This window comes from Mesorhizobium sp. ES1-6 (assembly GCF_020164775.1).
Classification (GTDB): Bacteria; Pseudomonadota; Alphaproteobacteria; order Rhizobiales; family Rhizobiaceae; genus Mesorhizobium.
The window spans coordinates 69,353-89,745 of sequence record NZ_JAIUGU010000019.1 but is presented as its reverse complement, the minus strand read 5'-3'; the positions used below and the strand labels follow the sequence as shown (position 1 = coordinate 89,745).

The following is a 20,393-nucleotide window of genomic DNA, read 5'->3' as shown; positions in this document are numbered from 1 at the left end:
AAGCCGCCGAACCAAGTGGACCTCCCCAAATCAGATGGGCTTCCAATATGTATAATTTTCCCCGGACAGCCCTGCGTGAACGGGGAGAAAGAAGCTGGCGGCAGCGCCGGCCGCATCCTTGCAACGCTGGCGATTGGCGAAAGCGGCGACGACAGCGTACTTCTCCCCGTTTACGGGGAGAAGATGGCGGCAGCCAGATGAGGGGCGGCGTCAACGCCCGCAAGTCCCGGCTCACATTGACAGAGATCCCTTTTTGTTCTCTATTCGTTCCGATGTATCAGCAATCGCGGATGAGCGGAACGGGATGGAGACGACGGCAACCATGCTGCATGCCGATCTCGACGCCTTCTATGCCTCGGTCGAGCAATTGCTCGACCCGACGCTGCGCGGCAAGCCGATCGCGGTCGGCGGCGGCGTGGTGCTCGCGGCCTCGTATGAGGCGCGTGTCTTCGGCGTGCGCGGCGGCATGCCGGGCCGCAAGGCGCGTGAGCTTTGCCCGCAATTGATCTTCGTCGGCGGCAATTTCGGCCACTACCAGCGGCTGGGTGACGCGGCGATCAAGGTCCTCGACGATTTCACGCCGGTGGTCGAGCGCATCTCCATCGACGAGGCCTTCGCCGATGTCGCCGGCTGCACGCATCTGTTCGGCTCACCCCGGGAGATCGCCACGGCGATCCGGGGCCGTGTGCGGGCAGAACTCGGCCTGCCGATCTCGATCGGTGTCGCGCGCACCAAGCATCTGGCCAAGATCGCCTCGCAGGTCGCCAAGCCCGACGGGCTGGTGGTGGTCGACCCCGGCACCGAGCTTGCCTTCCTGCAGGATCTGCCGGTCTCGCTGATGTGGGGCGTCGGCCCGGCCACCAGGGCGCGGTTGACCGAGATCGGCGTCGAGACCATCGGCGAGTTGGCCCGGACCCACAGCGGCGCCCTGGCCCGGCTGCTTGGCCCCGCCGCCGGCGAAAAGCTCGCGGCGCTGGCGTGGAACCGCGATCCGCGCAAGCTGGAGACGAAGCGCCGGGCGCACTCGGCCGGCGCGCAGTCGGCGCTCGGGATGAAACCCGCCGTGGCGCGCGTCATCGTGCCGACATTGCTGCATCTGGCCGACCGCGTCGCCAGCCGGCTGCGCGCCAAGAACCGCCCCGGCCGCACGGTGACGGTGCGCGTGCGCTTTGCCGATCTCCGCGCCGTCACGCGTTCGATCACGCTGGAGCAGCCGATCTCGGCGACCGCCATGCTGGCCGAGATCGCGGGAGATCTGGTGCGCGGCGTGCTCGCCGACCACCCACGTGAGAAAACCATCTCGCTGCTGGCGATCTCGGTCTCGCACCTGGAGGAGAGTGCCGAGCTGCAGCTAGACCTGCCGCTCGGCCTCGCCGACGAGAAGCGCCGCCCCGGAAGTCAAAAAGGCCTCGCCCGCTTCGGCGCCGACCGCGCCATCGACAAGATCCGCCAGCGCTTCGGCAAGCAGGCTGTCGGCTACGGCACGGTGGCGCTGGAGGCGGCCCGCTCGGTGCCCGACGAATTCAGGGAATTGGCGCAAAAGGAACTGTGAGCGGAGGAGCCCTCCCCGGCGCTCACGCCTTGCGGATCAACGTCCCGGACCAGGCGGCGCCGCGGTCACGGCGGACAGTGGCTCGCGCTTCACCAGCTCCGGCTTTTGATAGGTCTTCCTCACGGCAATTCCCCCACGCCCAAGCGTCTGGCGGCAACCAACATCCGGCAGGCAAGGCTTATCAAGAAGAGGCGAAATTCGGTAGCGGGTCAGTTTGCAGATCGCGAACATGGTTGCAATGATAGAGGCGAAGGGAGCGGAGACGCCGACGGTCCGAGATCCTACAAAAGAGAGTTGCCGTGTGACCCTCCTGGACAAGGCAAAGCAATGGGCAAGGGCCATCAAGCGCGATGTGATGGCCTTGTGGCTGGCCGCCCGCGATCCGCGCGTTCCCTGGTACGCCAAAGTTGCCGCCGGCATGGTCGCCGCCTACGCGCTCAGTCCTATCGATCTGATACCCGATTTCATTCCCGTACTCGGATATCTGGACGACCTGATCATCGTGCCGGTCGGCATCCTGCTTGCGGTGAAGCTGATCCCCGCCGATCTGATGGCCGAGTTTCGCGCGGAGGCCATTCGCCGATCCAGGCCGACCAGCCGCGGCGGTCTCGCATTCATCGCTGGGATTTGGGTTCTGATGGCCGCCGCGCTCATCTGGTTATTCTGGCCAGATCGTTTGGCCTAGACTTCAGGCCCGGCGTTTATCATCGCCGAGCAGACCACAAATCATGTTTGTGGCTGTCGAAAAGCCCCTGCCCACGTCAAGGCCGCGCGGTGCCGAAAATCCGGTCCCAGAATATCGACGTCACGCCGAAATTGGCGCTCTCGTCGACATGATGGTGCACCGCGTGGCGGCGCTTCAACGTATAGAGATAGCTCGGATGCGCCGGGTGCCAGTGGTGGATCATGTGGTGGACGCTGATGTACCAGAGATAGCCCAGCATCAGCCCGCAGCTCACCGCGCTCGCGGCCGCGAAGCCGGAAACTATCCAGACAGGCAGGAACGCCACCAACGCATGCACGCCCAGGCTGAGCCAGGTCGGCGTGCCCACCGGACTGCGCTCCTCGACGTGATGGCGGTCGTGCAGATCCCTGATGTAGGGGATGTGATGAAGCACGAAACGGTGCAGGACGTATTCGATCAGTGTCCACAGGCCGAGACAGATCAGAACGGTGCCGATCCAGTCCGGCGCGCCCTCTTCTCCGGCCTCGATCAGCCCGGCCACGCCCAATACGGCGATCACCAGGGGATAGACCACGAAGTCGCTATAGTAGCCGATCAGACCCAGCTGCATTCGGACGCCTCACCTGACTTTCGACGCCGCCCCAAAAAAGATGCTATCAGATTGCCGGACTCGCGCATGAGGTGCAATGCGCATGCGCCTGACATAGCGTCGCAATTCCCAGGTGCAAGACCGGATGCGGAATCGCTCGACTTCGCACCACAACCGCGAACGGACATGCAAACATGGCAAAACGCAGCGCGGGCCTGCTGATCTATCGCCGCGGCGGCGGTGACATCCAGGTGCTGCTGGTGCATCCCGGCGGCCCGTTCTGGGCGAAGAAGGACGATGGCGCCTGGTCGATCCCCAAGGGCCTCGTCGACGATGACGAGGACGAGCTGGCGGCGGCACGGCGCGAGACAAGCGAGGAGATTGGCATCACCATGGACGGCCCCTTCACGCGCCTTGGTGACTACAAGCAACCGGGCGGCAAGATCGTCTCGGCCTGGTCCGTCGAGGCCGACATCGAGATCGATGCGGCCGCGATCAAGAGCAACACTTTTACGATGGAATGGCCGCCGCGCTCCGGGTCGATGAAAGAATTTCCGGAAGTCGACAGAGCCGGCTGGTTCACGCTGGCCGAGGCCGAGGTGAAGATTTTGCAGGGGCAACGCCCGATGCTATCGGATTTGGTGGAGCGACTGGACAGGACAACGCAGTAACCGGCAAGGCGCTTTAGCGGCTGTTGGACCAGTAACGATGAACCCTGACGCCGCTAGGGTTGCCACCATGCCATGGCTCGCAGGCAATACCGTCATGGTCGGCATCGTGGGTCGGCCAATAGCCGGGTTCGCCCCTTCGAGCGGGGGCGAGGCCGACCAATCGGGCGGCGGTGCAGTTCGGAAACGCGGCAAGGTGCCTTAGCACCGAAAAAGGTGTGTCGAACCGGATGCCGACGAAGCCATAAACGATGTAGCCCGAAAGCAGAATGAACGGCGCAAACAGAGCCACCCATCTCAGCCTGCCAAGACGGCGACGAGGTGACGGCCAGCGTAACAACGGCAGGAGCATCCCCGCCAGCTCCGGTTAAAGTGCCCGAATCAACCTAACGTCGCCCAGCGCCGTGACAATGGCGTCCACCTCACCCAAACCGCGCCGCCGTCCACGCCCCGCCGGCCGCGTTCGACTCGACCGCCGCCGCCACGAACTTCACGCCGCGCGCGCCGTCGACCACGTCGGGCACCTGGGCCGCGCGGACCGGATCGACCGTGCCGCCCGAGCGATGGGCGCGGATGATGTCGGCGGCGTCGCGGTAGAAATTGGCGAAGGCCTCGATATAGCCCTCCGGATGCGCCGCCGGCATGCGCGAGACGCGGCGGGCTTCCGCCGTCGAGCCATGGCCGCCGCGCACCAGCGTGCGGGTTTCCTCGCCATAGACGGAAAAACGCAATTCCTCCGGCCGCGCCCCCGACCATTCGAGCCCGGCCTTGTCGCCATAGATGCGCACGGAGAGGTCGTTGTAGTGACCGGGCGATGTCTGGCTGGCCAGGATCGTGCCGCGCGCGCCGTCGGTCCAGCGCACCAGCACATGCGCATTGTCGTCGAGCCGCCGTCCGGGCACGGCGGTGAACAAATCGGCCGAGACCGACTCGGCCTCGCGACCGGAAATGAAGCTTGCCAGGTTGAAGGCATGCACGCCGATATCGGCCAGCACCGCCGACTGCCCCGCCCGCGCCGGATCGGTGCGCCACTCCGCCTGCTTCTGGCCGTCGGCGTCGATCGGCCTGGTCAGCCAGTCCTGGATATAGGCGCCATGCACCGACACGATCCGCCCAAGCTCTCCCGCCATCACCATCTCGCGCGCCTGGCGCACCATGGCGTAGCCGGTGTTGTTGAGCGTGACGACGAAGCGGCGGTTTTTCGCCCGCGCCAGCGTCACCAGCGCTTGCGCGTCGGCCAGCGTCGTCGACAGCGGCTTGTCGCAGATCACGTCGATGCCGGCTTCGAGAAAAGCGGTGGCGATCGGCGCGTGCAGATGGTTGGGCGTGACGATGACGACCGCCTCGATGCCGTCGGGCCTAGCAGCCTCCGCCTCGGCCATGGCGCGATAATCGGCATAGCTGCGCTCGGGCGCGATGCCGATTTCGGCGGCCGAGGCGGCGGCATTGTCCGGATCGGACGACAGCGCGCCGGCGACCAGCGCGATCTGGTCGTCGAGCCGCATGGCCAGCCGATGCACCGCGCCGATGAAAGCGTTGCGCCCGCCGCCGACCATACCGACCCGCAAGCGCCTGCCGGCTGCTCCATCCGATGTTGCGTAGACCATGGTTTCTCCTCCTGGCTATCCCTATCGCGTCGTCATCTCATGGCGAAGCAAGGAGCGACGCGGCGAAGACCCCTGGGATGACGAAACCGCCGAGCCCTCGCCCCCCACCTTCGAACAGGATTTCCAAAATCCATATTGTAAAACGATCGTATCGCGCTAGCCTGAATTCATGAGCGGGGCGAGAAAACCATCCGGACGATCCAGTGCCGACGAGGCGGCGACGCGCAAGCGCGGGCGTTCGCTGGCGGCCCTGGGCTATATACAACCGCAGACCTATGAGGAACTGCGTGCGGTGCTGTCGTCCGGCACGGTGCATTTCCCCAAGCGCCTGCGCCAGGTGGCGATCTTCCTGTGGCAGCATCCGAGCGAAGTCGCGCTCGGCACCATCGCCCAGGTGGCGTCGCAGGCCGGCGTGCAGCCCTCGACGCTGGTGCGCTTCGCGCAGATCTTCGGCTATTCCGGCTTTTCCGATTTTCAGGGCCTGTTCAAGGACCACGTCAAGGGATCCTGGCCGGAAGGCCGTGGCGAGCCGCGCGCCGAGGCCGAGCCCAACGCCGCCTTGCATTTCCTGCACGGCATGGTCGGCGCCTCGCAGGCCTCGCTCGGCCGCATCGAGGCCGGCTTCGATGTCGAAAGCTTCGAGAAGATGGTGACGCTGCTGGCCGGAGCGGACCTGATCTATGTCATCGGCTCCAAGCGCGCCTTCCCCGTCACCACCTATCTCTCGCTGACGCTTTCGCAGCAGGGCGTGCGCAACGTGCTGGTCGACAATGTCGGCTCGACCGCGCTCGACCAGGTCGGCTGCATCGGCGCGCGCGACGCCGTGCTGGCGGTGTCCTTCAGCCCCTACAATTCGATCACGCCCGATCTGGTCGCGGTGGCGCATGAGCGCAAGGCCCGCATCGTCACCATCACCGACTCGACCTTTTCGCCACTGATCCGGCTGTCGGACAGCTGGCTGGAAGTGGTGGAATCCGACTTCGCCGGTTTCCGCTCGCTGGCCGCCTCGCTGGCGGTCGGCATGGCACTGGTCCAAGGGGTGGCGGCAAAGCGCGCGAAATGAGGGGGAATGGGGCGGGTTACTCCGGAAAGTCAGCGCTGCCCCTCACCTGCCTGCCGGCATCCTCTCCCCGTATAGTGACGGGGAGAGGGACGCTGTGTCAGGCGATTTCGCCATTTTTTCACGCTGCAAGAAAGGCGCCGGCGTTGCGACCAGCCCCTTCTCCCCGTCACTATACGGGGAGAAGTGCCCGGCAGGGCGATGAGGGGCAGCGCCAACCTTGGCAATTGTCGCCGCTGGCACAATTGACTATCGGGAATTTGCATTCCATATTTCAAAAAATAGAAACTTTGTTCCGGGAGGAGGAATGGAGCTTCATCTCCAAGGCAAGATCGTGCTGGTCACCGGCTCGACGCAAGGCATCGGCCGGGCAACCGCCGAGGCGCTGGCGCGTGCCGGCGCCGGTGGCCTGCTGATCACCGGCCGCGACAGCAAGCGCGGCGATGCGGTGGCGGCGGCGCTTTCGCAATTGGGCACCCCGACGCTTTTCGTCGCCGCCGACCTTGGAGACCCGCAAACCCCAGCCTTGTTGGCGCGGGCCTGCATAGACCGCTTCGGCCGTATCGACGGCCTGGTCAACGCCGCCGGCCTGACCGACCGCGCCTCCTTCCTCGACGCGACGCTGGACGACTGGGCGGCGCTGTTCGCCGTCAACGCGCGCGCACCGTTTTTCCTGATGCAGGCCGCGATCGCCGACATGAAGAAACGCGGCCAGGGCGGCGCCATCGTCAACATCCTGTCGATCAACGCCCATTGCGGCTCGCCGGAACTCGCCGTCTATTCCGCCACCAAGGGCGCGCTGGCGACGCTGACCAAGAATGCCGCCAACGCCCACCGCTTCGACCGCATCCGCGTCAACGGCATCAATGTCGGCTGGACCGACACGCCGGCCGAACGGGTGATGCAGGCCGAGACGCTGGGCAACGGTCCGGGCTGGCTGGATGCCGCCAACGCCGCGCAGCCCTTTGGCCGGCTGCTCAGGCCGGACGATATCGCCAACCTCGCCGTCTTCCTGCTTTCCGACGCGGCCGGGCCGATGACCGGCGCGGTGATCGACCAGGAGCAGGCGGTGATCGGGGCGAACCGGTGAGCGCCATCGAAACGCTTGGGCCTGGCCTGCTGGAGCGGCTTCCCGCCGCCGTGCAAAAGCCGACCTATGACCGCGCATCACTGTCACCCGGCATGGCCCATCTCGGCGTCGGCGCCTTCCACCGCTGCCACCAGGCCGAATACACCGACGACCTGCTCTCGCTGAAATTCGATCGCTGGGGCATCGTCGGCATCAATATCCGCCCGCCCGCGCTCGCCGGTACGCTTGGCCGCCAGAGCGGCCTCTACACAAGGCTGATCCGCGACAACGACCATGTCGAGGCGCGCGTCATCGGCTCCATCGTGAAAGTGGTCGACAGCATGGAAAGCCCCGATCCGGCGCTCGCCGTGCTCGCCTCGCCCGACATCGACCTGGTGACGATGACGGTGACGGAAAAAGGCTATTGCCACATCCCGTCGACCGGCGCGCTCGATCTCGATCATCCCGACATCGTCCACGACCTCGCCAACCCGCAAGCGCCGCGCAGCCTGCCCGGCATTCTCGCGCGGACGCTTGAACTGCGCCGGTCAACGCATGGCCGCAAGCTGACGCTGCTCTCCTGCGACAACATCCCGGCCAATGGCGTCATCCTGGAAAATGTCGTGCGGACATTCGCCGAAATGCGCGGCGATGGCCTGGCCGACTGGATCGCGGCCAATGCCGCCTTCCCCTCGGCCATGGTCGATCGCATCGCGCCGGCGGTGACCCGGCAGGACCTCGACAGCGTCGAACAGCGCTATGGCTACCGCGATGGCGCCGTCGCCGTCGGCGAACCCTTCCGGCAATGGGTGATCGAACGGAATTTCTCCGGCCGCGTGCCGCGCTGGGACCTGGCCGGCGCGACCTTCGTCGACGACGTCACACCGTTCGAGCATCTCAAGATGCGGGTGCTGAACGGCGCCCAGACGACACTCGCCACGCTGGGCGTGCTGGCGGGGCTGGAGCACACATCCGATGCCATCGCCGACCCGCTGCTGTCGGTCTTCGTCAGGCGCATGCTGGTCGAGGAGACGCTGCCGACACTGACGCCGGTGCCGGGCGTGGAGCCGCATGCCTATATCGAGCAGAGCCTTGGCCGGTTGAAGAACACCGCGATCCGCCACCGCAACCACCAGATCGCCACCGATGGATCGCAGAAGATCGTCCAGCGCCTGCTCAACCCGATCCGCGACCGGCTGAAGCAAGGCGCCGGCATCGGCCTTCTGTCGGTGCCAGTGGCCGGCTGGATGGCCTATCTCATCCTGGCCTCGGCGCGCTTCGGCAAACGCTGGACGGTATCCGACCCCTATGCCGGTAAGGTCGCCGCGATCACCGACGCGACCGGCCGTGATGCGCCGATGCTGGCGTCGCGGATCTTGGCCATCGACACGATTTTCGATCCCCGCCTTGCCGCTGACGAGACGTTTCGCGAGGCGGTGACTTCGGCACTTGGAGAGCTGCTTTCGGGCGATCCGATGGCGGCCGTCCGTCGCAGTCTTCAACAAGATGAGGTCGCGAGGTTGAAGCGATCCAAACAATCGGCATTATAGGCACTGGCTTTAGGGGAGGCATGATGAAACTTGGTGTGCTCACGGCACCATTCGCGGACACGCCGCTTGGCGATGTCGCCGGCTGGGCAAGCTCTGTCGGCTTCGAGGCGCTGGAGATCGCCTGCTGGCCGAAAACCTCCGGCGCCACCCGCCGCTATGCCGGCACCAGCCATATCGATGCAGATGGCACCTCGGCCTCGCAGGCGAAGGAGATAGTCGCCTCGCTGTCGGAAAAGAACATCTCCATTTCCGGCCTCGGCTACTATCCCAACCCGCTGCATCCCGATGCCGCGCACCGCGAGGCGGTCATCGGCCACCTGAAGAAGGTGATCGTGCTCGCCGCCAATATGGGCGTGCCGGTCGTCAACACCTTCTGCGGCGGCGATGCCTCGAAAACCGTCGACGTCAACTGGCAGGACGCGCTGAAGATCTGGCCCGAGATCGTCGCCCATGCGCGCGGCCATGGCGTCAAACTCGCCTTCGAGAACTGCCCGATGATCTTTAGTTATGACGAATGGCCGGGCGGGCACAACATCGCCTATTCACCGCAGGTATGGCGCCGCATCCTGGAGAGCTGGGGCGGCGATGTCGGCATGAATTTCGACCCCTCGCACCTGGTCTGGCAGATGATCGACCAGGGCCGATTCATCCGGGAATTCGGCCCCTATATGCTGCATGTCCACGCCAAGGACCTGATGATTGATCATGATGGTTTGTACGAGCGCGGAATCCTTTCGGCCGGCATAGGCTGGCAGGTGCCGCGCATGCCGGGGCTGGGCGATGTCGACTGGAGCGGCTTCTTCTCCGGCCTCTACCGCGCCGGCTACGACGGCTCCGTCATCATCGAACACGAGGACAGACGATTTGAGGGCAGCGACGATCAGGTGAAGCGGGGGTTTCTGCTCGCCCGCGACGTGCTGCGTCCTTTCGTCAAATGACGGCAAGCCGGGCCACTTGACTCTGTTTGTGAGTGGCGCGGCTTAACGGGTTGGAACTGAACTGAAAAACAATGTGGAGGAAGTCTGACATGAAGAAGATACTGACCATGGTTCCGCTGCTTGCGGGCGCCGCCCTGCTGGCCTCGATGAGCGTCTCATCGGCCGAAGGCAAATATACGATCGGCATTTCCAACACCGTGCAGGGCAATGGCTGGCGCGAGGAAATGGTCTGCGCCATGAAGGCGCAGGCGCTGGCGTCGGGCGAAGTCACCAAGCTCAACATCGCCCACCGCAACACCGATGCCGCCGGCCAGCTCGAGGACATCCGCAACCTGATCAGCGCCAAGGTCAACGCCATCGTCGTCAACCCGGCCGATCCGGCCGGCATCAAGGCGGGCCTGGAAGAAGCCACCAAGGCCGGCATCGTCGTCGTCGCCGTCGACCAGGCGGTCACCGAACCGTCGGCCTACATCATCTCCAACAACCAGGAACAATACGCCTATCTCGGCGCCAAGTGGCTGTTCCAGCAGATGGGCGGCAAGGGCGAGGTGTTCTACATGCGCGGTGCCGCCGGCGCGTCGGCCGACAGCGATCGCGACAAAGGCTTCAAGAAGGCGCTGGCCGAATTCCCGGACGTCAAGGTCGCGCAGGAAGTCTTCACCGGCTGGCAGCAGGACCAGGCCAAGCAGCAGATGCTGTCGTTCCTGGCCACCGGCACGCCGTTCAACGGCGTCTGGACCTCGGGCATCGACAACGTCATCGTCGACGCGCTGGTCGAATCGCAGGCGCCGCTGGTGCCGGTGGTCGGCGCCGACAATGCCGGCTTCGTCGGCCAGTTGGGCTCGGTCAAGGGCCTTGTGGGTGCTGCGGTGACCAACCCCGGCTCGATCGGCGGTGCCGGTGTGACGCTGGCGCTGCAGATCCTCGACGGCAAGAAGCCGGCCCAGCAGACCGTGCTGGTCGACCCGCAACTCTGGGACAACGCCACCGACGAAGGCAAGGCCAAGCTGAAGGCCGCCGCCGATCCGTCGCTCAGCCCCGAATGGCCGGTCTCGATCTCGATCCCGGACTGGACGACCTACACCAAGGAGCAGATCGTCGCCTGCAAGGGTCCGGGGGAGTAAGGCTCCGATATCCCTGCGTCACAAGGGCGGGGAAGTCGCATATGGGCAAAGGCCCCCTCACCCGGATTGCCAACCGAATTGCAAGGGCAATTCGGGGCAATCCGACCTCTCCCCGAGGGGAGAGGAGGGAGCCGGCACGAGCGCCTGCCTCTTCTCCCCCACGGGGAGAAGGTGGACGCGAAGCGGCCGGATGAGGGGGCCTCCCCACACGCGATAGCCCTGCCTCATAAATCGAGAACCGAACAATTTGACCACCAGCCCCCTCCTCAACGCCTCCGGCGTTGCCAAGAACTACGGCGCGGTCGCCGCCCTGCGGGACGCCTCGCTCTCCGTCCTGCCGGGTGAGGTGCATGCGCTGATGGGCGCCAATGGCGCCGGCAAGTCGACGCTGGTGAAGATCCTGACCGGGGCGATATCAGCCAACGCCGGCCGCATCCTGATCCGGGGCGAAGCCCGCGACATCCGCTCGCCCGCCGCCGCCCGCCGCGCCGGGCTGCTGCCGGTCTACCAGGAGCCGTCGCTGATCCCCGATCTCGACGTGCTGTCCAATCTCAGGCTCACCGGCACGCCGGTCGAGCCGTTCCGCGCCTGGGTGCGCGAGCTCGGCATATCAGACCTCGACCTGCGCGACACCGCGCGCGACATTCCATTGGCCGTGCTGCGCGTGCTTGATCTGGCCCGCGCGCTCGCGGTCGAGCCCGACGTGCTGCTGCTCGACGAGATGACGGCGGCGCTGCCCGCCAACCTTGCCGAAAAGGTGCTGGAAGTGGTGCGCCGCCAGGGTGACGCCGGCCGCGCCGTGATCTTCATCTCGCACCGCTTCGTCGAGATCGCGGCGCTCTGCGACCGTGCCACCGTACTGCGCGACGGCGCGACCGTGGGCGTCGTCGACATCGAACCCGGTGTCGAGGAAAAGATCGTCGAGCTGATGCTCGGCACCCGCATCGTCAAGACCCATGTCGCCGCCCGCGGCGCCGCGGACAAGGCCCGCCCCGCTGCCCGACCGCGCATCACCGTGAAAAACCTGCGCGTCGGCACCAAGCTCAGTGATGTCTCCTTCGATCTCGCCGACGGCGAGGTCGCCGGCGTCGTGGCGCTGGAAGGCCAGGGCCAGGATGAATTGTTCGCCGCCCTTGCCGGTTCGATCAAGCCATCGAGCGGTACGATCGAGGTCGACGGCAGCCCAGTGAAATTCACCCACCCGATCGACGCCATCCGATCGGGGATCGCCTATGTGCCGGGCGACCGGTCCGAGGCGCTCGCCATGCAGCGCTCGGTGCGCGAGAACATCGCGCTCCCCTTCAGCGCCGCCCTGCGCAACTGGGGACCTATCCATATGCGCAAGGAGCGCGCCACGGTGGCAAGCGCCATCCAGCGCCTGCAGATCGACACCCGCGCGCAAGGCGAGGTGCAGCGTCTCTCCGGCGGCAACCAGCAGAAAGTGACCATTGCCCGCTGGATCGCGGCGGACGCCCGCACCATCCTGTGCTTCGACCCGACGCGCGGCATCGATGTCGGCACCAAGCAGGAGATCTATCATCTGATGCGCGAGCTCGCCGGCAACGGCAAGTCGGTGCTGTTCTACACCTCGGAGCTCGAAGAGGTGCAGCGCGTCTGCGACCGCGTCATCGTCATCTTCGGCGGCCGTCTCGTCGACATCTTTCCGGTCGAGGAGGCCGACGAGCCGGCGCTGATGCGCGCCGCCTACGGCCTGCCGCGCGGCGCCAAGGCCGATATTGGCATATTGGCCGATCCCCAATCGCCGTCTTCGGGGACGACGCCATGAACCATTTCCTGCGCCGCCAAGGCTGGGTAACAGGCCTGTTCGCCCTGCTCATCGTCCTGTTCATCGCCACCAAGATCATCCAGCCTGGCTATGGCAGCGGCGATTTCGGCTCGCTGGCGCGGGCCGTCCTGCCCTACGCCTTCGCCGTCGCCGCGCAGACCGTGGTGGTCATCGCCGGCGGCATCGACCTTTCGGTCGCCGCCATGATGGCGCTGACCAGCGTCACCGCCGCCTCGATGATGGCCGGCGCCTCGGAGGAATACGCGCTGTTCGTGGTGCCTTTCGTGCTGGCCATGGGTTTTATCCTGGGCGCGCTCAACGGCCTGCTCATCGTCGTCACCCGCGTGCCCGACATCGTCGTCACGCTCGCCATGCTGTTCGTGCTGCAAGGGGCGGCCCTGCTGGTGCTCGGCGCGCCGGGCGGCGGTGCCGCCGAATGGCTGAAGGCGCTGATCTCGGGCACCGTACCGATCCCCGGCCTGCCCGACGCCATCGACGCCTGGCTGCCCAAGGCGCTGCTGGTGCTGATCGTCTGCCTCTGCGTGATCTGGATCCCGCTCAGGCGCTCGCGGCTCGGCCTCTCCATCTATGCCATCGGCTCCAGCGAGCTGGCGGCGTTCCGCTCAGGCGTGCCTGTCGCCCGCACGCGGGTCATCGCCTACGCGCTGTCCGGGCTGTTCGCGGCCATGGGCGGGCTGGCGCTGACCATGAGCACCGGCATCGGCGCGCCCATCCCCGGCCCCTATCTCTTGGCCAGCGTCGCCGCCGTGGTGCTGGGCGGCGTGGCACTCGGCGGCGGCAAGGGCGGCCTGCTCGGCCCCATCGTCGCCGTCTTCGTCCTGCGCCTGGTGCGCACCGATCTCACCTTGCTCGCCATCGACCCCAACGTCACCGCCATTATCGAGGGCGCCATCATGGTGGCGGTCGTGATGTTCGGCGCGTTTATTACCATGCGGGGGCGGCAATGATGAGGGAGAGTAGTGCTCTACGGCGCCCCCCTCTGTCCTGCCGGACATCTCCCCCTCTAGGGGGGAGATTGGCAGCTTTGGCGCCTCGCTCATTCTTGCGACGCCGACAATTGGCGAAAGCCGTCGCGACATCCAATCTCCCCACTAGAGGGGGAGATGGCCGGCAGGCCAGAGGGGGGCGCCGTAGAGCGCTACCCTCCCAGAACATCGGGCAAACCCCATGAACAGCACCGCGATCACCCCCTCGCCCCTCCCCCTCGGCCGCCGCATAAAGCGCTTCATGGCCGACCGGCCACTCATCCCGCTGATCATCCTGCTCGTCATCCTGATGGTCATCCTGCAGATCCTGCGCCCCGGCATCGTCAACGAGCGCTGGATCGCCAACACCATCAAATTCGCCATTCCGCTGGCGATCCTCGCCGGCTGCCAGACCATGACCATGCTGACCGGCGGCATCGACCTGTCGGTCGGCACGGTGGCGACGATGAGCGCCTTCATCATGGCGACGCAGATCGTCAACCAGGACCCGGCCGTGGCGTTCCTGTTGGCGATGATGCCGGCGGTGCTGATCGGCCTCGTCAACGGCATCGGCGTCGGCGTCTTCCGCGTCCACCCGCTGATCATGACGCTGGGCACCAGCCTGATCGGCACCGGATGCCTGCAGGTCTACCAGCGCACGGTGATCGCGTCGGGCGCCAAGATCCCCGATTTCCTCGCCTGGCTGGGCACGGGTGTCACCCCCATACTTGGCTTTGCCTTCCCCAACGCGCTGCTGTTGTTCGTGCCGCTGGCTGCGCTGATCGTCTTCACGCTCGCCCGCACCGGCTTCGGCCGCCTGCTCTACGCCGTCGGCGACAATGAGCGCGCCACCCGCCTGTCGGGCGTGCAATACTGGCAGGTCATCACGGCGCTCTACGTCACCTCGAGCCTGCTCGCCGGCATCACCGGCCTGCTCTATATCGGACTGATCAAGGCCCCGTCCCTCTCGCTTGCCGAACCCCTGGTCCTGCCGTCGGTCGCCGCCGCCGTCATCGGCGGCACCTCCATCTTCGGCGGCCGCGGCGGCTACACCGGCACCATCATCGGCGCGCTGATCCTGACGGTGCTGACGACGCTGTTGACCATCCTGCAAATGCCGGAAGGCGCGAGAAGGATCTTGTTCGGGTTGATCGTGCTGTTCGTCACGGCGGCGTATCTGCGCATTGTCGAGGACAAATAGGCCGGGACTGTTGACGGGCGGCCGACAAGGGAGACGACACCATGGAAAAGATCATCCTGGATTGCGATCCCGGGCACGACGACGCCATCGCCATCCTGCTCGCGGCCGGCAATCCGAATATCGATCTCCTCGGCATCACCACGGTGTCCGGCAACCACAATGTCGAGAACACCACGCGCAACGCGCTGGCCGTGTGCACCGCCTATGGCATCAAGGTGCCGGTGGCGAAGGGCTCTCCCGGCCCGCTCATCGGCGACCAGGTCCTGGCCGTCGAAATCCATGGCGATACCGGGCTCGACGGTCCCGTCCTGCCGCCCGCCTCGTTCGAACTCGACACCCGGCATGCCGTCGACTTCATCATCGACACCGTCATGGCGCATGAGCCGAAAACGGTCACGCTGGTGCCGGTGGGTCCCTACACCAACATCGCGCTCGCCATTCGCAAGGATCCGCGCATCATCGAGCGGGTGAAGCGGGTGGTCGCGATGGGCGGAGCCTATAACAGAGGCAACATCACGCCGGCGGCCGAGTTCAACGTCTATGCCGACCCGGAGGCCGCCGACGTGGTGTTCCGCGCCGGTTGGGACGTCACCATGGTGGGGCTCGACCTCACGCACCAGGCCTTGGCCACCAAGGCGCTACAGGACCGGGTGCGCGCAGTCGGCGGCCCGATCGCCAAGTTCATCCTCGACATCTGGGAGTTCATAGCGCCCACGCATGGCGGCCTGCTGCAGATCGAGTATCCCGCCGTCCATGACGCATGCTGCGTCGCGGCCATGATCGACGGGAGCGTCTTCACCACCGAGAAGGCCGATATCCGCGTCGAGATCGCCGGCCGCTGGACCAAGGGCATGACGGTCTGCAATTTCGAGAAGATGGGCGGCATGCACCATTTCGGCGGCACGGCGAGCGAGCAGGTCGACTTCCGCCATACCGTGGCGATGAAGCTCGACCATCCGAAATTCTGCGACCTGATTGTGGATGCGCTGGAGCGGTTGACCCGCGCCAAGGCCTGATGGACGGCCCGTTGCTCGCACGAGCCGGCTGGTGGCAACGGTTCAATTGAAGGTCACATCACCGTGTGGTGGGTTCGGCGATGTTCGCAGGACTACGTGGCGCCGTATAGAAAGCCCGCCGCGCCATTTGAGGCACGGCGGACTACCCCCGTTGACCAGGGGCGAGCTATCAGCATCACTCGATGATCTGCACGACCCTTCGTGTACCGGGGACCACCAGAACCGCATGGTCCCCGACAAGGGTGTATTTGTATCTGCCGTCGGGGACGTCGATTGTGTGAAGCTCGACAGTATCAGGCAGAGCGGTGCCAACATTGAACTCGACGCCGAGCAGGCTCACCGATGCGAGTTTTTGCTTGTGGATGTATTCGCGGACGACCGTCTGCTACTCAGGTTTGAGAACTACGACGTCTCCCGCTAAGGAAGCACCAATTCCAGCCACAAGCGCGACAGCCGCTACGGCGCCGACAAGATGTCCTTTCATGACGGTCCTTTGTGAATCAAGAACGTTTTCCAAGACCAGAACAATTCCGGCCTCTGCTGCCGCCAATCAGCCGCCATTGGCAGGTGCGGCCGGCTTCGCTGGCGCTGAAGTGGCCGGAGCCTCAACCTTTGGCGCTTCAACTTTAACGTCGATGTTCTTCCCGCTGCCACCGATATTGATGACGCCTGTAAATATCAGCAGGACCACGATAGCGATGATTGCAAGAACAATTGCGACCGCGGTACCGCCACCACCACCAGAGTTAACAACAGTTGGGCCTTCAGCCATGGTTTTATCCTCTCCTATTCTTGAGTTACCACTGGTCAGCAACGGCTTTCGCTGCATTGCGTTCCCGGGTGAGCCTTAGGTCCAGGAGCTGACCGGACTGAAGTCTTATGGGCGCAACTCACGCCTGGCCCACACGTTACGTTTGCTCGCCAGAGCACAGTCAATCATCGATCCTCACGGATCCAGCTTGATTGCCGGATATTTTGAGAGCGAGGCAAGCAGTGACATCAGCCCAGAGACCGAGCACCCGCGACGACAATCGCCCCGCGAATGACAATGATGCTCGGGCCTCGGAGATTCTCTCCGTCTGGTCCGCCTGTTTGACCGAGGACGCCGACATTGCCGATCTTGTCAGGCGAACCGAGCGCCTGGCCATCGCGGTTGTCGTGGGAATGGCGATCTGCCTGACACTTGCCCCGGCGATCTATGTTGCCCTGATCCACGGAATGTAGAAGGTATCAGTCGTCTGTCCGCAGGTTCCCCGCGCGCCACGGTTCAATCCCGACAGGCTCAGCCCGAAAGAAAGAACCCGCCCCGGCGTTAACCGAAGGCGGGCTCTCGCCGTTTACCAGTCCGTTGATAAAGCACTCGACAGGACCCTAACTTCCAACAGCCGAGCGTGTTCCACCGGAGCGGTGTCATTCGTTAGCCGGCCACCTTGGCCTGCCGCGGCTTCGATCTTAGGGAGGCTTTCGCTCCGGCGAACTCAATCTTTTTTCCACAGCGAAAGCAGCGGGCCTTTGCTTCCATAGACCGGGTCCTTGCGCGGCCGGCCGACTTTGGGGATCGTCGCCACCGCTTTGGCGTGATCGGCGGTGGTCGTGCATTCGTCATAGGTACCGGACGGCGGATAGCCGCCAACGACCAGAAAGTCGTCGGAGGCGGAGAGGCGCTGGTGCCCGGTGCCGGCCGGAAGAACCGCGACATCGCCGGCCTTTAGGGCCAGCGTCCGGCCCTTCTTGCCGCCGAATTGGACTTTCGCCGTGCCGCGCGCCACGCCGAGCACCTCGTGAATGCGCGAATGGTAGTGGACATAGTCGTAGATGCCGTCGCGCCAGCTGTCCCCCCAACCATTGGCCTCAAAAAGAGCCTCCAGGACAGCCGCGGGATCGAAGTCTTCCGGTAACCTCACGGCGCCGCGATAGACGACAAGCGGCCAGGACGGATGGTTGGGCACCAGGCCGTCATCGCCAAACCTGAACTCGTTCGGTTTTCGTGGGCTGGCAAGATCAGCCACCTGCCGACTGTCCGGTATCGCGACGCCGGTGACGCGTTCGGCTGCTTTCTTGATGCCTTGCAGGATGCTCATGACGTCGCCTCGCCTTGAGGAATCAACGCAGATTCAACCCGATGGCCATCGCTTGGTTCCCGCGGGCTCCGCGCCCGCAACGGCCGCCGGGCGGACCGCTGAAGATTGGACGGACCTGCCGCCTCACCCCGCATGCAGCGCATTGCCGAGCGCGGCGGCCGGCGAAACCATATCCGGCAGCAATATGTCGTTGCGGCGTGCGAAGGTGACCAGCGTCGCGCGCACCGTCTCAGGGTCGATCTCACCGGCGATGCCCGCCTTGCAGGCATTGAGGGCTACGGCATGAGCGCTGTTGCGGCTGGCGGCCGGCCAGTCCTGCAACAGCACGTAGGCTTCCATCACGCTTTCGATCTTCCTCGGAAAGCCCATTCCAACCAGAATGGTCACCGGTTCTTCAAATTGTCCGCGATTCATGGCTTGTGCCTCCTCTCGATTGTGCAGGACCAGCGGCGAACCGAACACCCGAAAGCGCGGTCGGCCGCGTAAGGGTGAATGGGGCTGGATGTCTGCGCTCAGCCGCCGGTCGATGCCTCGGACGCCTCCGACACCTGTTGCGCCGCCAAGAACATCCGCGTCGCGGCCACGGTCCGCCGCTTCCAGCCGGCGGCTTCGGCCCTGTCGAGCAATTCCGCCAGCAGCGGCTTCAGCGCACCGCGGCATTCGGTTTCATAGGCCAGGAACTCCCTTGCCTGATGCGTCGGCGCGGGCACGGATCCAGGCTCGATCATCGCATCCATATATCTCTCTCCCTTGAACTGAAGCCCGCTCCCTCTCCGGAAGGGAGGGAGCGGGCGGACTGGTCGGACCTCAGAAGTCCATGCCGGCGCCGGCCGGCATTGCCGGGCTGGCGGCTTCCTTCTTCGGCTTCTCGGCCACCATCGCCTCGGTGGTCACCAGCAGGCCGGCGACCGACGCGGCATCCTGCAACGCCGTGCGCACCACTTTCGCCGGGTCGATCACGCCCTGGCCATAGAGATCGCCGAACTCATTGGTCTGGGCATTCCAGCCCCAGCCGAATTCGCTCTTCTCGCGCAGCTTGCCGACGATGATCGAGCCTTCCGCGCCGGCATTTTCCGCGATCTGGCGAACCGGCGTCTCGATGGCGCGGCGCACGATCTCGACACCGGTCTTCTGGTCGGCATTGTCCGTCTGGACCGCATCGAGCGCCTTGCTTGCCCGAAGCAGCGCGACGCCGCCGCCCGGCAGCACGCCCTCCTCGACAGCCGCGCGCGTCGCGTGCAGCGCATCGTCGACGCGGTCCTTGCGCTCCTTGACCTCGACCTCGGTCGAGCCGCCGACACGGATCACCGCGACACCGCCGGCGAGCTTGGCCAGCCGCTCCTGCAGCTTCTCGCGGTCATAGTCGGAGGTGGTCTCCTCGATCTGCGCCTTGATCTGCGCGACGCGGCCCTGGATTTCTTCCTTGCGCCCGACACCGTCGACAATGGTGGTGTTTTCCTTCTCGATCACCACCTTCTTGGCGCGGCCCAGCATCTCCAGTGTCACATTCTCGAGCTTGATGCCGAGATCTTCCGAAATCGCGGTGCCGCCGGTGAGGATGGCGATATCCTCCAGCATGGCCTTGCGGCGGTCCCCGAAGCCCGGCGCCTTGACGGCCGCGACCTTGAGGCCGCCGCGCAGCTTGTTGACGACCAGTGTCGCCAGCGCCTCGCCCTCGACATCCTCGGCGATGATCAGCAGCGGCTTGCCCGACTGGACCACCGCTTCCAGCACCGGAAGCAGCGCCTGCAGGTTGGAGAGCTTCTTTTCATGGATCAGCACGTAGGGCTCGTCGAGTTCGACGCGCATCTTGTCCTGGTTGGTGACGAAATAGGGCGAGAGATAGCCGCGGTCGAACTGCATGCCCTCGACGACTTCGAGCTCGGTCTCGGCGGTCTTGGCTTCCTCGACCGTGATGACGCCTTCATTGCCGACCTTCTCCATCGCTTCGGCGAGGAAGCGGCCGATCTCGGCGTCGCCATTGGCGGAGATGGTGCCGACCTGCGCGATCTCGTCATTGCGGGTCACCTTGCGGGCGTTGGCCTTCAGCTCGGCGACGACCGCCTCCACCGCCTTGTCGATGCCGCGCTTCAGGTCCATCGGGTTCATGCCGGAGGCAACAGCCTTGGCGCCCTCCTTGACGATCGCCTGCGCAAGAACCGTCGCGGTCGTGGTGCCGTCGCCGGCAAGGTCGTTGGTCTTGGAGGCGACTTCGCGCACCATCTGCGCGCCCATGTTCTCGAACTTGTCCTCCAGCTCGATTTCCTTGGCGACGGTGACGCCGTCCTTGGTGATGCGCGGCGCGCCGAAGGACTTGTCGATGACGACGTTGCGCCCCTTCGGGCCGAGCGTCACCTTCACCGCGTTGGCCAGGATATCGACGCCGCGCAACATCTTCTCGCGCGCCTCGGTGTGGAATTTTACCTCTTTGGCAGCCATTGGATTACTCCTCTATCTAGGCAGCATTCGTTGACTGGTGGA

The 20,393-nt window shown here is 65.1% G+C and carries 22 protein-coding genes and 1 pseudogene; 14 read left to right on the top strand and 9 right to left on the bottom strand.

The genetic code is table 11. The features are described 5' to 3' along the window. The 3 genes from LB564_RS30455 to LB564_RS30445 all read left to right on the top strand — a co-directional run. On the top strand, window positions 1–201 hold a 201-nt coding region (locus LB564_RS30455; RefSeq protein WP_224542765.1), incomplete at its 5' end, for a hypothetical protein. Window positions 202–304: 103 nt separating this feature from the next. Further along, window positions 305–1,552 (top strand): DNA polymerase IV, encoded by a 1,248-nt coding sequence (gene dinB / locus LB564_RS30450; RefSeq protein WP_224542764.1) that lies wholly within the window; start codon window positions 305–307, stop codon window positions 1,550–1,552. Window positions 1,553–1,853: 301 nt separating this feature from the next. Beyond that, window positions 1,854–2,237, top strand: coding sequence for a YkvA family protein (locus tag LB564_RS30445; protein ID WP_224542769.1), 384 nt, complete (start codon window positions 1,854–1,856; stop codon window positions 2,235–2,237). A 76-nt stretch (window positions 2,238–2,313) separates the two neighbouring features. Here LB564_RS30445 and LB564_RS30440 read toward each other — a convergent pair whose 3' ends face one another. Then, complete coding sequence (locus LB564_RS30440; RefSeq protein WP_224542763.1) at window positions 2,314–2,847, bottom strand: sterol desaturase family protein; 534 nt, start codon at window positions 2,845–2,847, stop codon at window positions 2,314–2,316. Window positions 2,848–3,020: 173 nt separating this feature from the next. Between LB564_RS30440 and LB564_RS30435 the strand changes: the two genes are divergently transcribed. After that, complete coding sequence (locus LB564_RS30435) at window positions 3,021–3,497, top strand: NUDIX domain-containing protein (protein WP_224542762.1); 477 nt, start codon at window positions 3,021–3,023, stop codon at window positions 3,495–3,497. A gap of 13 nt (window positions 3,498–3,510) precedes the next feature. Here LB564_RS30435 and LB564_RS30430 read toward each other — a convergent pair whose 3' ends face one another. Beyond that, window positions 3,511–3,786 (bottom strand): excalibur calcium-binding domain-containing protein, encoded by a 276-nt coding sequence (locus LB564_RS30430; protein WP_224542761.1) that lies wholly within the window; start codon window positions 3,784–3,786, stop codon window positions 3,511–3,513. 130 nt (window positions 3,787–3,916) lie between these two features. After that, on the bottom strand, window positions 3,917–5,101 hold the full coding sequence (locus LB564_RS30425; RefSeq protein ID WP_224542760.1) for a Gfo/Idh/MocA family protein: 1,185 nt from the start codon (window positions 5,099–5,101) through the stop codon (window positions 3,917–3,919). 169 nt (window positions 5,102–5,270) lie between these two features. Here LB564_RS30425 and LB564_RS30420 point away from each other — a divergent pair, with 169 nt between their 5' ends. The 9 genes from LB564_RS30420 (at window position 5,271) to LB564_RS30380 (ending at window position 15,831) form a co-directional block, all read left to right on the top strand. Beyond that, window positions 5,271–6,164: a MurR/RpiR family transcriptional regulator gene (locus LB564_RS30420; RefSeq protein ID WP_224542759.1), complete on the top strand. Its 894-nt coding sequence runs from the start codon at window positions 5,271–5,273 to the stop codon at window positions 6,162–6,164. 304 nt (window positions 6,165–6,468) lie between these two features. Beyond that, the gene (locus tag LB564_RS30415) at window positions 6,469–7,251 is read left to right on the top strand and encodes an SDR family oxidoreductase (RefSeq protein ID WP_224542758.1); all 783 of its coding nucleotides are present in this window, start codon (window positions 6,469–6,471) and stop codon (window positions 7,249–7,251) included. Next, window positions 7,248–8,780 (top strand): mannitol dehydrogenase family protein, encoded by a 1,533-nt coding sequence (locus LB564_RS30410; RefSeq protein ID WP_224542757.1) that lies wholly within the window; start codon window positions 7,248–7,250, stop codon window positions 8,778–8,780. Before LB564_RS30415 ends, LB564_RS30410 begins: the two co-directional genes overlap by 4 nt. Window positions 8,781–8,800: 20 nt before the next feature. After that, window positions 8,801–9,718 (top strand): sugar phosphate isomerase/epimerase family protein, encoded by a 918-nt coding sequence (locus tag LB564_RS30405; protein WP_224542756.1) that lies wholly within the window; start codon window positions 8,801–8,803, stop codon window positions 9,716–9,718. Between the two features lie 89 nt (window positions 9,719–9,807). Continuing rightward, a complete protein-coding gene (locus LB564_RS30400) occupies window positions 9,808–10,842 on the top strand; it encodes an ABC transporter substrate-binding protein (protein WP_140708625.1) in 1,035 nt (344 codons plus the stop codon). Between the two features lie 247 nt (window positions 10,843–11,089). Then, complete coding sequence (locus tag LB564_RS30395) at window positions 11,090–12,628, top strand: sugar ABC transporter ATP-binding protein (protein ID WP_224542755.1); 1,539 nt, start codon at window positions 11,090–11,092, stop codon at window positions 12,626–12,628. Beyond that, a complete protein-coding gene (locus LB564_RS30390; RefSeq protein WP_224542754.1) occupies window positions 12,625–13,596 on the top strand; it encodes an ABC transporter permease in 972 nt (323 codons plus the stop codon). Before LB564_RS30395 ends, LB564_RS30390 begins: the two co-directional genes overlap by 4 nt. A gap of 220 nt (window positions 13,597–13,816) precedes the next feature. Then, complete coding sequence (locus tag LB564_RS30385; protein ID WP_224542753.1) at window positions 13,817–14,815, top strand: ABC transporter permease; 999 nt, start codon at window positions 13,817–13,819, stop codon at window positions 14,813–14,815. 41 nt (window positions 14,816–14,856) lie between these two features. Continuing rightward, window positions 14,857–15,831 carry a nucleoside hydrolase gene (locus tag LB564_RS30380; RefSeq protein WP_224542752.1) on the top strand — a complete coding sequence of 325 codons (975 nt, stop codon included), beginning with the start codon at window positions 14,857–14,859 and terminating at the stop codon, window positions 15,829–15,831. Between the two features lie 175 nt (window positions 15,832–16,006). On the opposite strand, the pseudogene LB564_RS30375 reads toward LB564_RS30380, so the two are convergent. Both LB564_RS30375 and LB564_RS30370 read right to left on the bottom strand, forming a co-directional pair. Beyond that, window positions 16,007–16,315: pseudogene (locus tag LB564_RS30375) on the bottom strand (DUF1236 domain-containing protein). A 66-nt stretch (window positions 16,316–16,381) separates the two neighbouring features. Then, a complete protein-coding gene (locus tag LB564_RS30370) occupies window positions 16,382–16,603 on the bottom strand; it encodes a hypothetical protein (RefSeq protein ID WP_224542751.1) in 222 nt (73 codons plus the stop codon). A gap of 320 nt (window positions 16,604–16,923) precedes the next feature. Here LB564_RS30370 and LB564_RS31580 point away from each other — a divergent pair, with 320 nt between their 5' ends. Continuing rightward, window positions 16,924–17,055 carry a hypothetical protein gene (locus tag LB564_RS31580; RefSeq protein ID WP_263493411.1) on the top strand — a complete coding sequence of 44 codons (132 nt, stop codon included), beginning with the start codon at window positions 16,924–16,926 and terminating at the stop codon, window positions 17,053–17,055. A gap of 254 nt (window positions 17,056–17,309) precedes the next feature. On the opposite strand, the gene LB564_RS30365 is transcribed toward LB564_RS31580, so the two are convergent. From LB564_RS30365 to groL, 4 genes are all read right to left on the bottom strand, one after another. Next, on the bottom strand, window positions 17,310–17,912 hold the full coding sequence (locus tag LB564_RS30365) for a cupin domain-containing protein (RefSeq protein WP_224542750.1): 603 nt from the start codon (window positions 17,910–17,912) through the stop codon (window positions 17,310–17,312). Between the two features lie 123 nt (window positions 17,913–18,035). Further along, window positions 18,036–18,326 (bottom strand): DUF982 domain-containing protein, encoded by a 291-nt coding sequence (locus LB564_RS30360; RefSeq protein ID WP_224542749.1) that lies wholly within the window; start codon window positions 18,324–18,326, stop codon window positions 18,036–18,038. Between the two features lie 98 nt (window positions 18,327–18,424). Next, on the bottom strand, window positions 18,425–18,649 hold the full coding sequence (locus LB564_RS30355) for a hypothetical protein (protein WP_224542748.1): 225 nt from the start codon (window positions 18,647–18,649) through the stop codon (window positions 18,425–18,427). A gap of 70 nt (window positions 18,650–18,719) precedes the next feature. Beyond that, window positions 18,720–20,351 carry a chaperonin GroEL gene (groL, locus tag LB564_RS30350; RefSeq protein WP_224542747.1) on the bottom strand — a complete coding sequence of 544 codons (1,632 nt, stop codon included), beginning with the start codon at window positions 20,349–20,351 and terminating at the stop codon, window positions 18,720–18,722. Window positions 20,352–20,393: the final 42 nt, after the last annotated feature.

What these genes read in the sequence shown, in the direction of transcription:
- dinB (WP_224542764.1), top strand. Translation starts at nt 305, where the DNA reads ATGGAGACGACGGCAACCATGCTGCATGCCGATCTCGACGCCTTCTAT.
- LB564_RS30440 (WP_224542763.1), bottom strand. Translation starts at nt 2,847, where the DNA reads ATGCAGCTGGGTCTGATCGGCTACTATAGCGACTTCGTGGTCTATCCC.
- LB564_RS30435 (WP_224542762.1), top strand. Translation starts at nt 3,021, where the DNA reads ATGGCAAAACGCAGCGCGGGCCTGCTGATCTATCGCCGCGGCGGCGGT.
- LB564_RS30425 (WP_224542760.1), bottom strand. Translation starts at nt 5,101, where the DNA reads ATGGTCTACGCAACATCGGATGGAGCAGCCGGCAGGCGCTTGCGGGTC.
- LB564_RS30420 (WP_224542759.1), top strand. Translation starts at nt 5,271, where the DNA reads ATGAGCGGGGCGAGAAAACCATCCGGACGATCCAGTGCCGACGAGGCG.
- LB564_RS30415 (WP_224542758.1), top strand. Translation starts at nt 6,469, where the DNA reads ATGGAGCTTCATCTCCAAGGCAAGATCGTGCTGGTCACCGGCTCGACG.
- LB564_RS30405 (WP_224542756.1), top strand. Translation starts at nt 8,801, where the DNA reads ATGATGAAACTTGGTGTGCTCACGGCACCATTCGCGGACACGCCGCTT.
- LB564_RS30400 (WP_140708625.1), top strand. Translation starts at nt 9,808, where the DNA reads ATGAAGAAGATACTGACCATGGTTCCGCTGCTTGCGGGCGCCGCCCTG.
- LB564_RS30390 (WP_224542754.1), top strand. Translation starts at nt 12,625, where the DNA reads ATGAACCATTTCCTGCGCCGCCAAGGCTGGGTAACAGGCCTGTTCGCC.
- LB564_RS30385 (WP_224542753.1), top strand. Translation starts at nt 13,817, where the DNA reads ATGAACAGCACCGCGATCACCCCCTCGCCCCTCCCCCTCGGCCGCCGC.
- LB564_RS30380 (WP_224542752.1), top strand. Translation starts at nt 14,857, where the DNA reads ATGGAAAAGATCATCCTGGATTGCGATCCCGGGCACGACGACGCCATC.
- LB564_RS30370 (WP_224542751.1), bottom strand. Translation starts at nt 16,603, where the DNA reads ATGGCTGAAGGCCCAACTGTTGTTAACTCTGGTGGTGGTGGCGGTACC.
- LB564_RS30365 (WP_224542750.1), bottom strand. Translation starts at nt 17,912, where the DNA reads ATGAGCATCCTGCAAGGCATCAAGAAAGCAGCCGAACGCGTCACCGGC.
- LB564_RS30360 (WP_224542749.1), bottom strand. Translation starts at nt 18,326, where the DNA reads ATGAATCGCGGACAATTTGAAGAACCGGTGACCATTCTGGTTGGAATG.
- LB564_RS30355 (WP_224542748.1), bottom strand. Translation starts at nt 18,649, where the DNA reads ATGGATGCGATGATCGAGCCTGGATCCGTGCCCGCGCCGACGCATCAG.
- groL (WP_224542747.1), bottom strand. Translation starts at nt 20,351, where the DNA reads ATGGCTGCCAAAGAGGTAAAATTCCACACCGAGGCGCGCGAGAAGATG.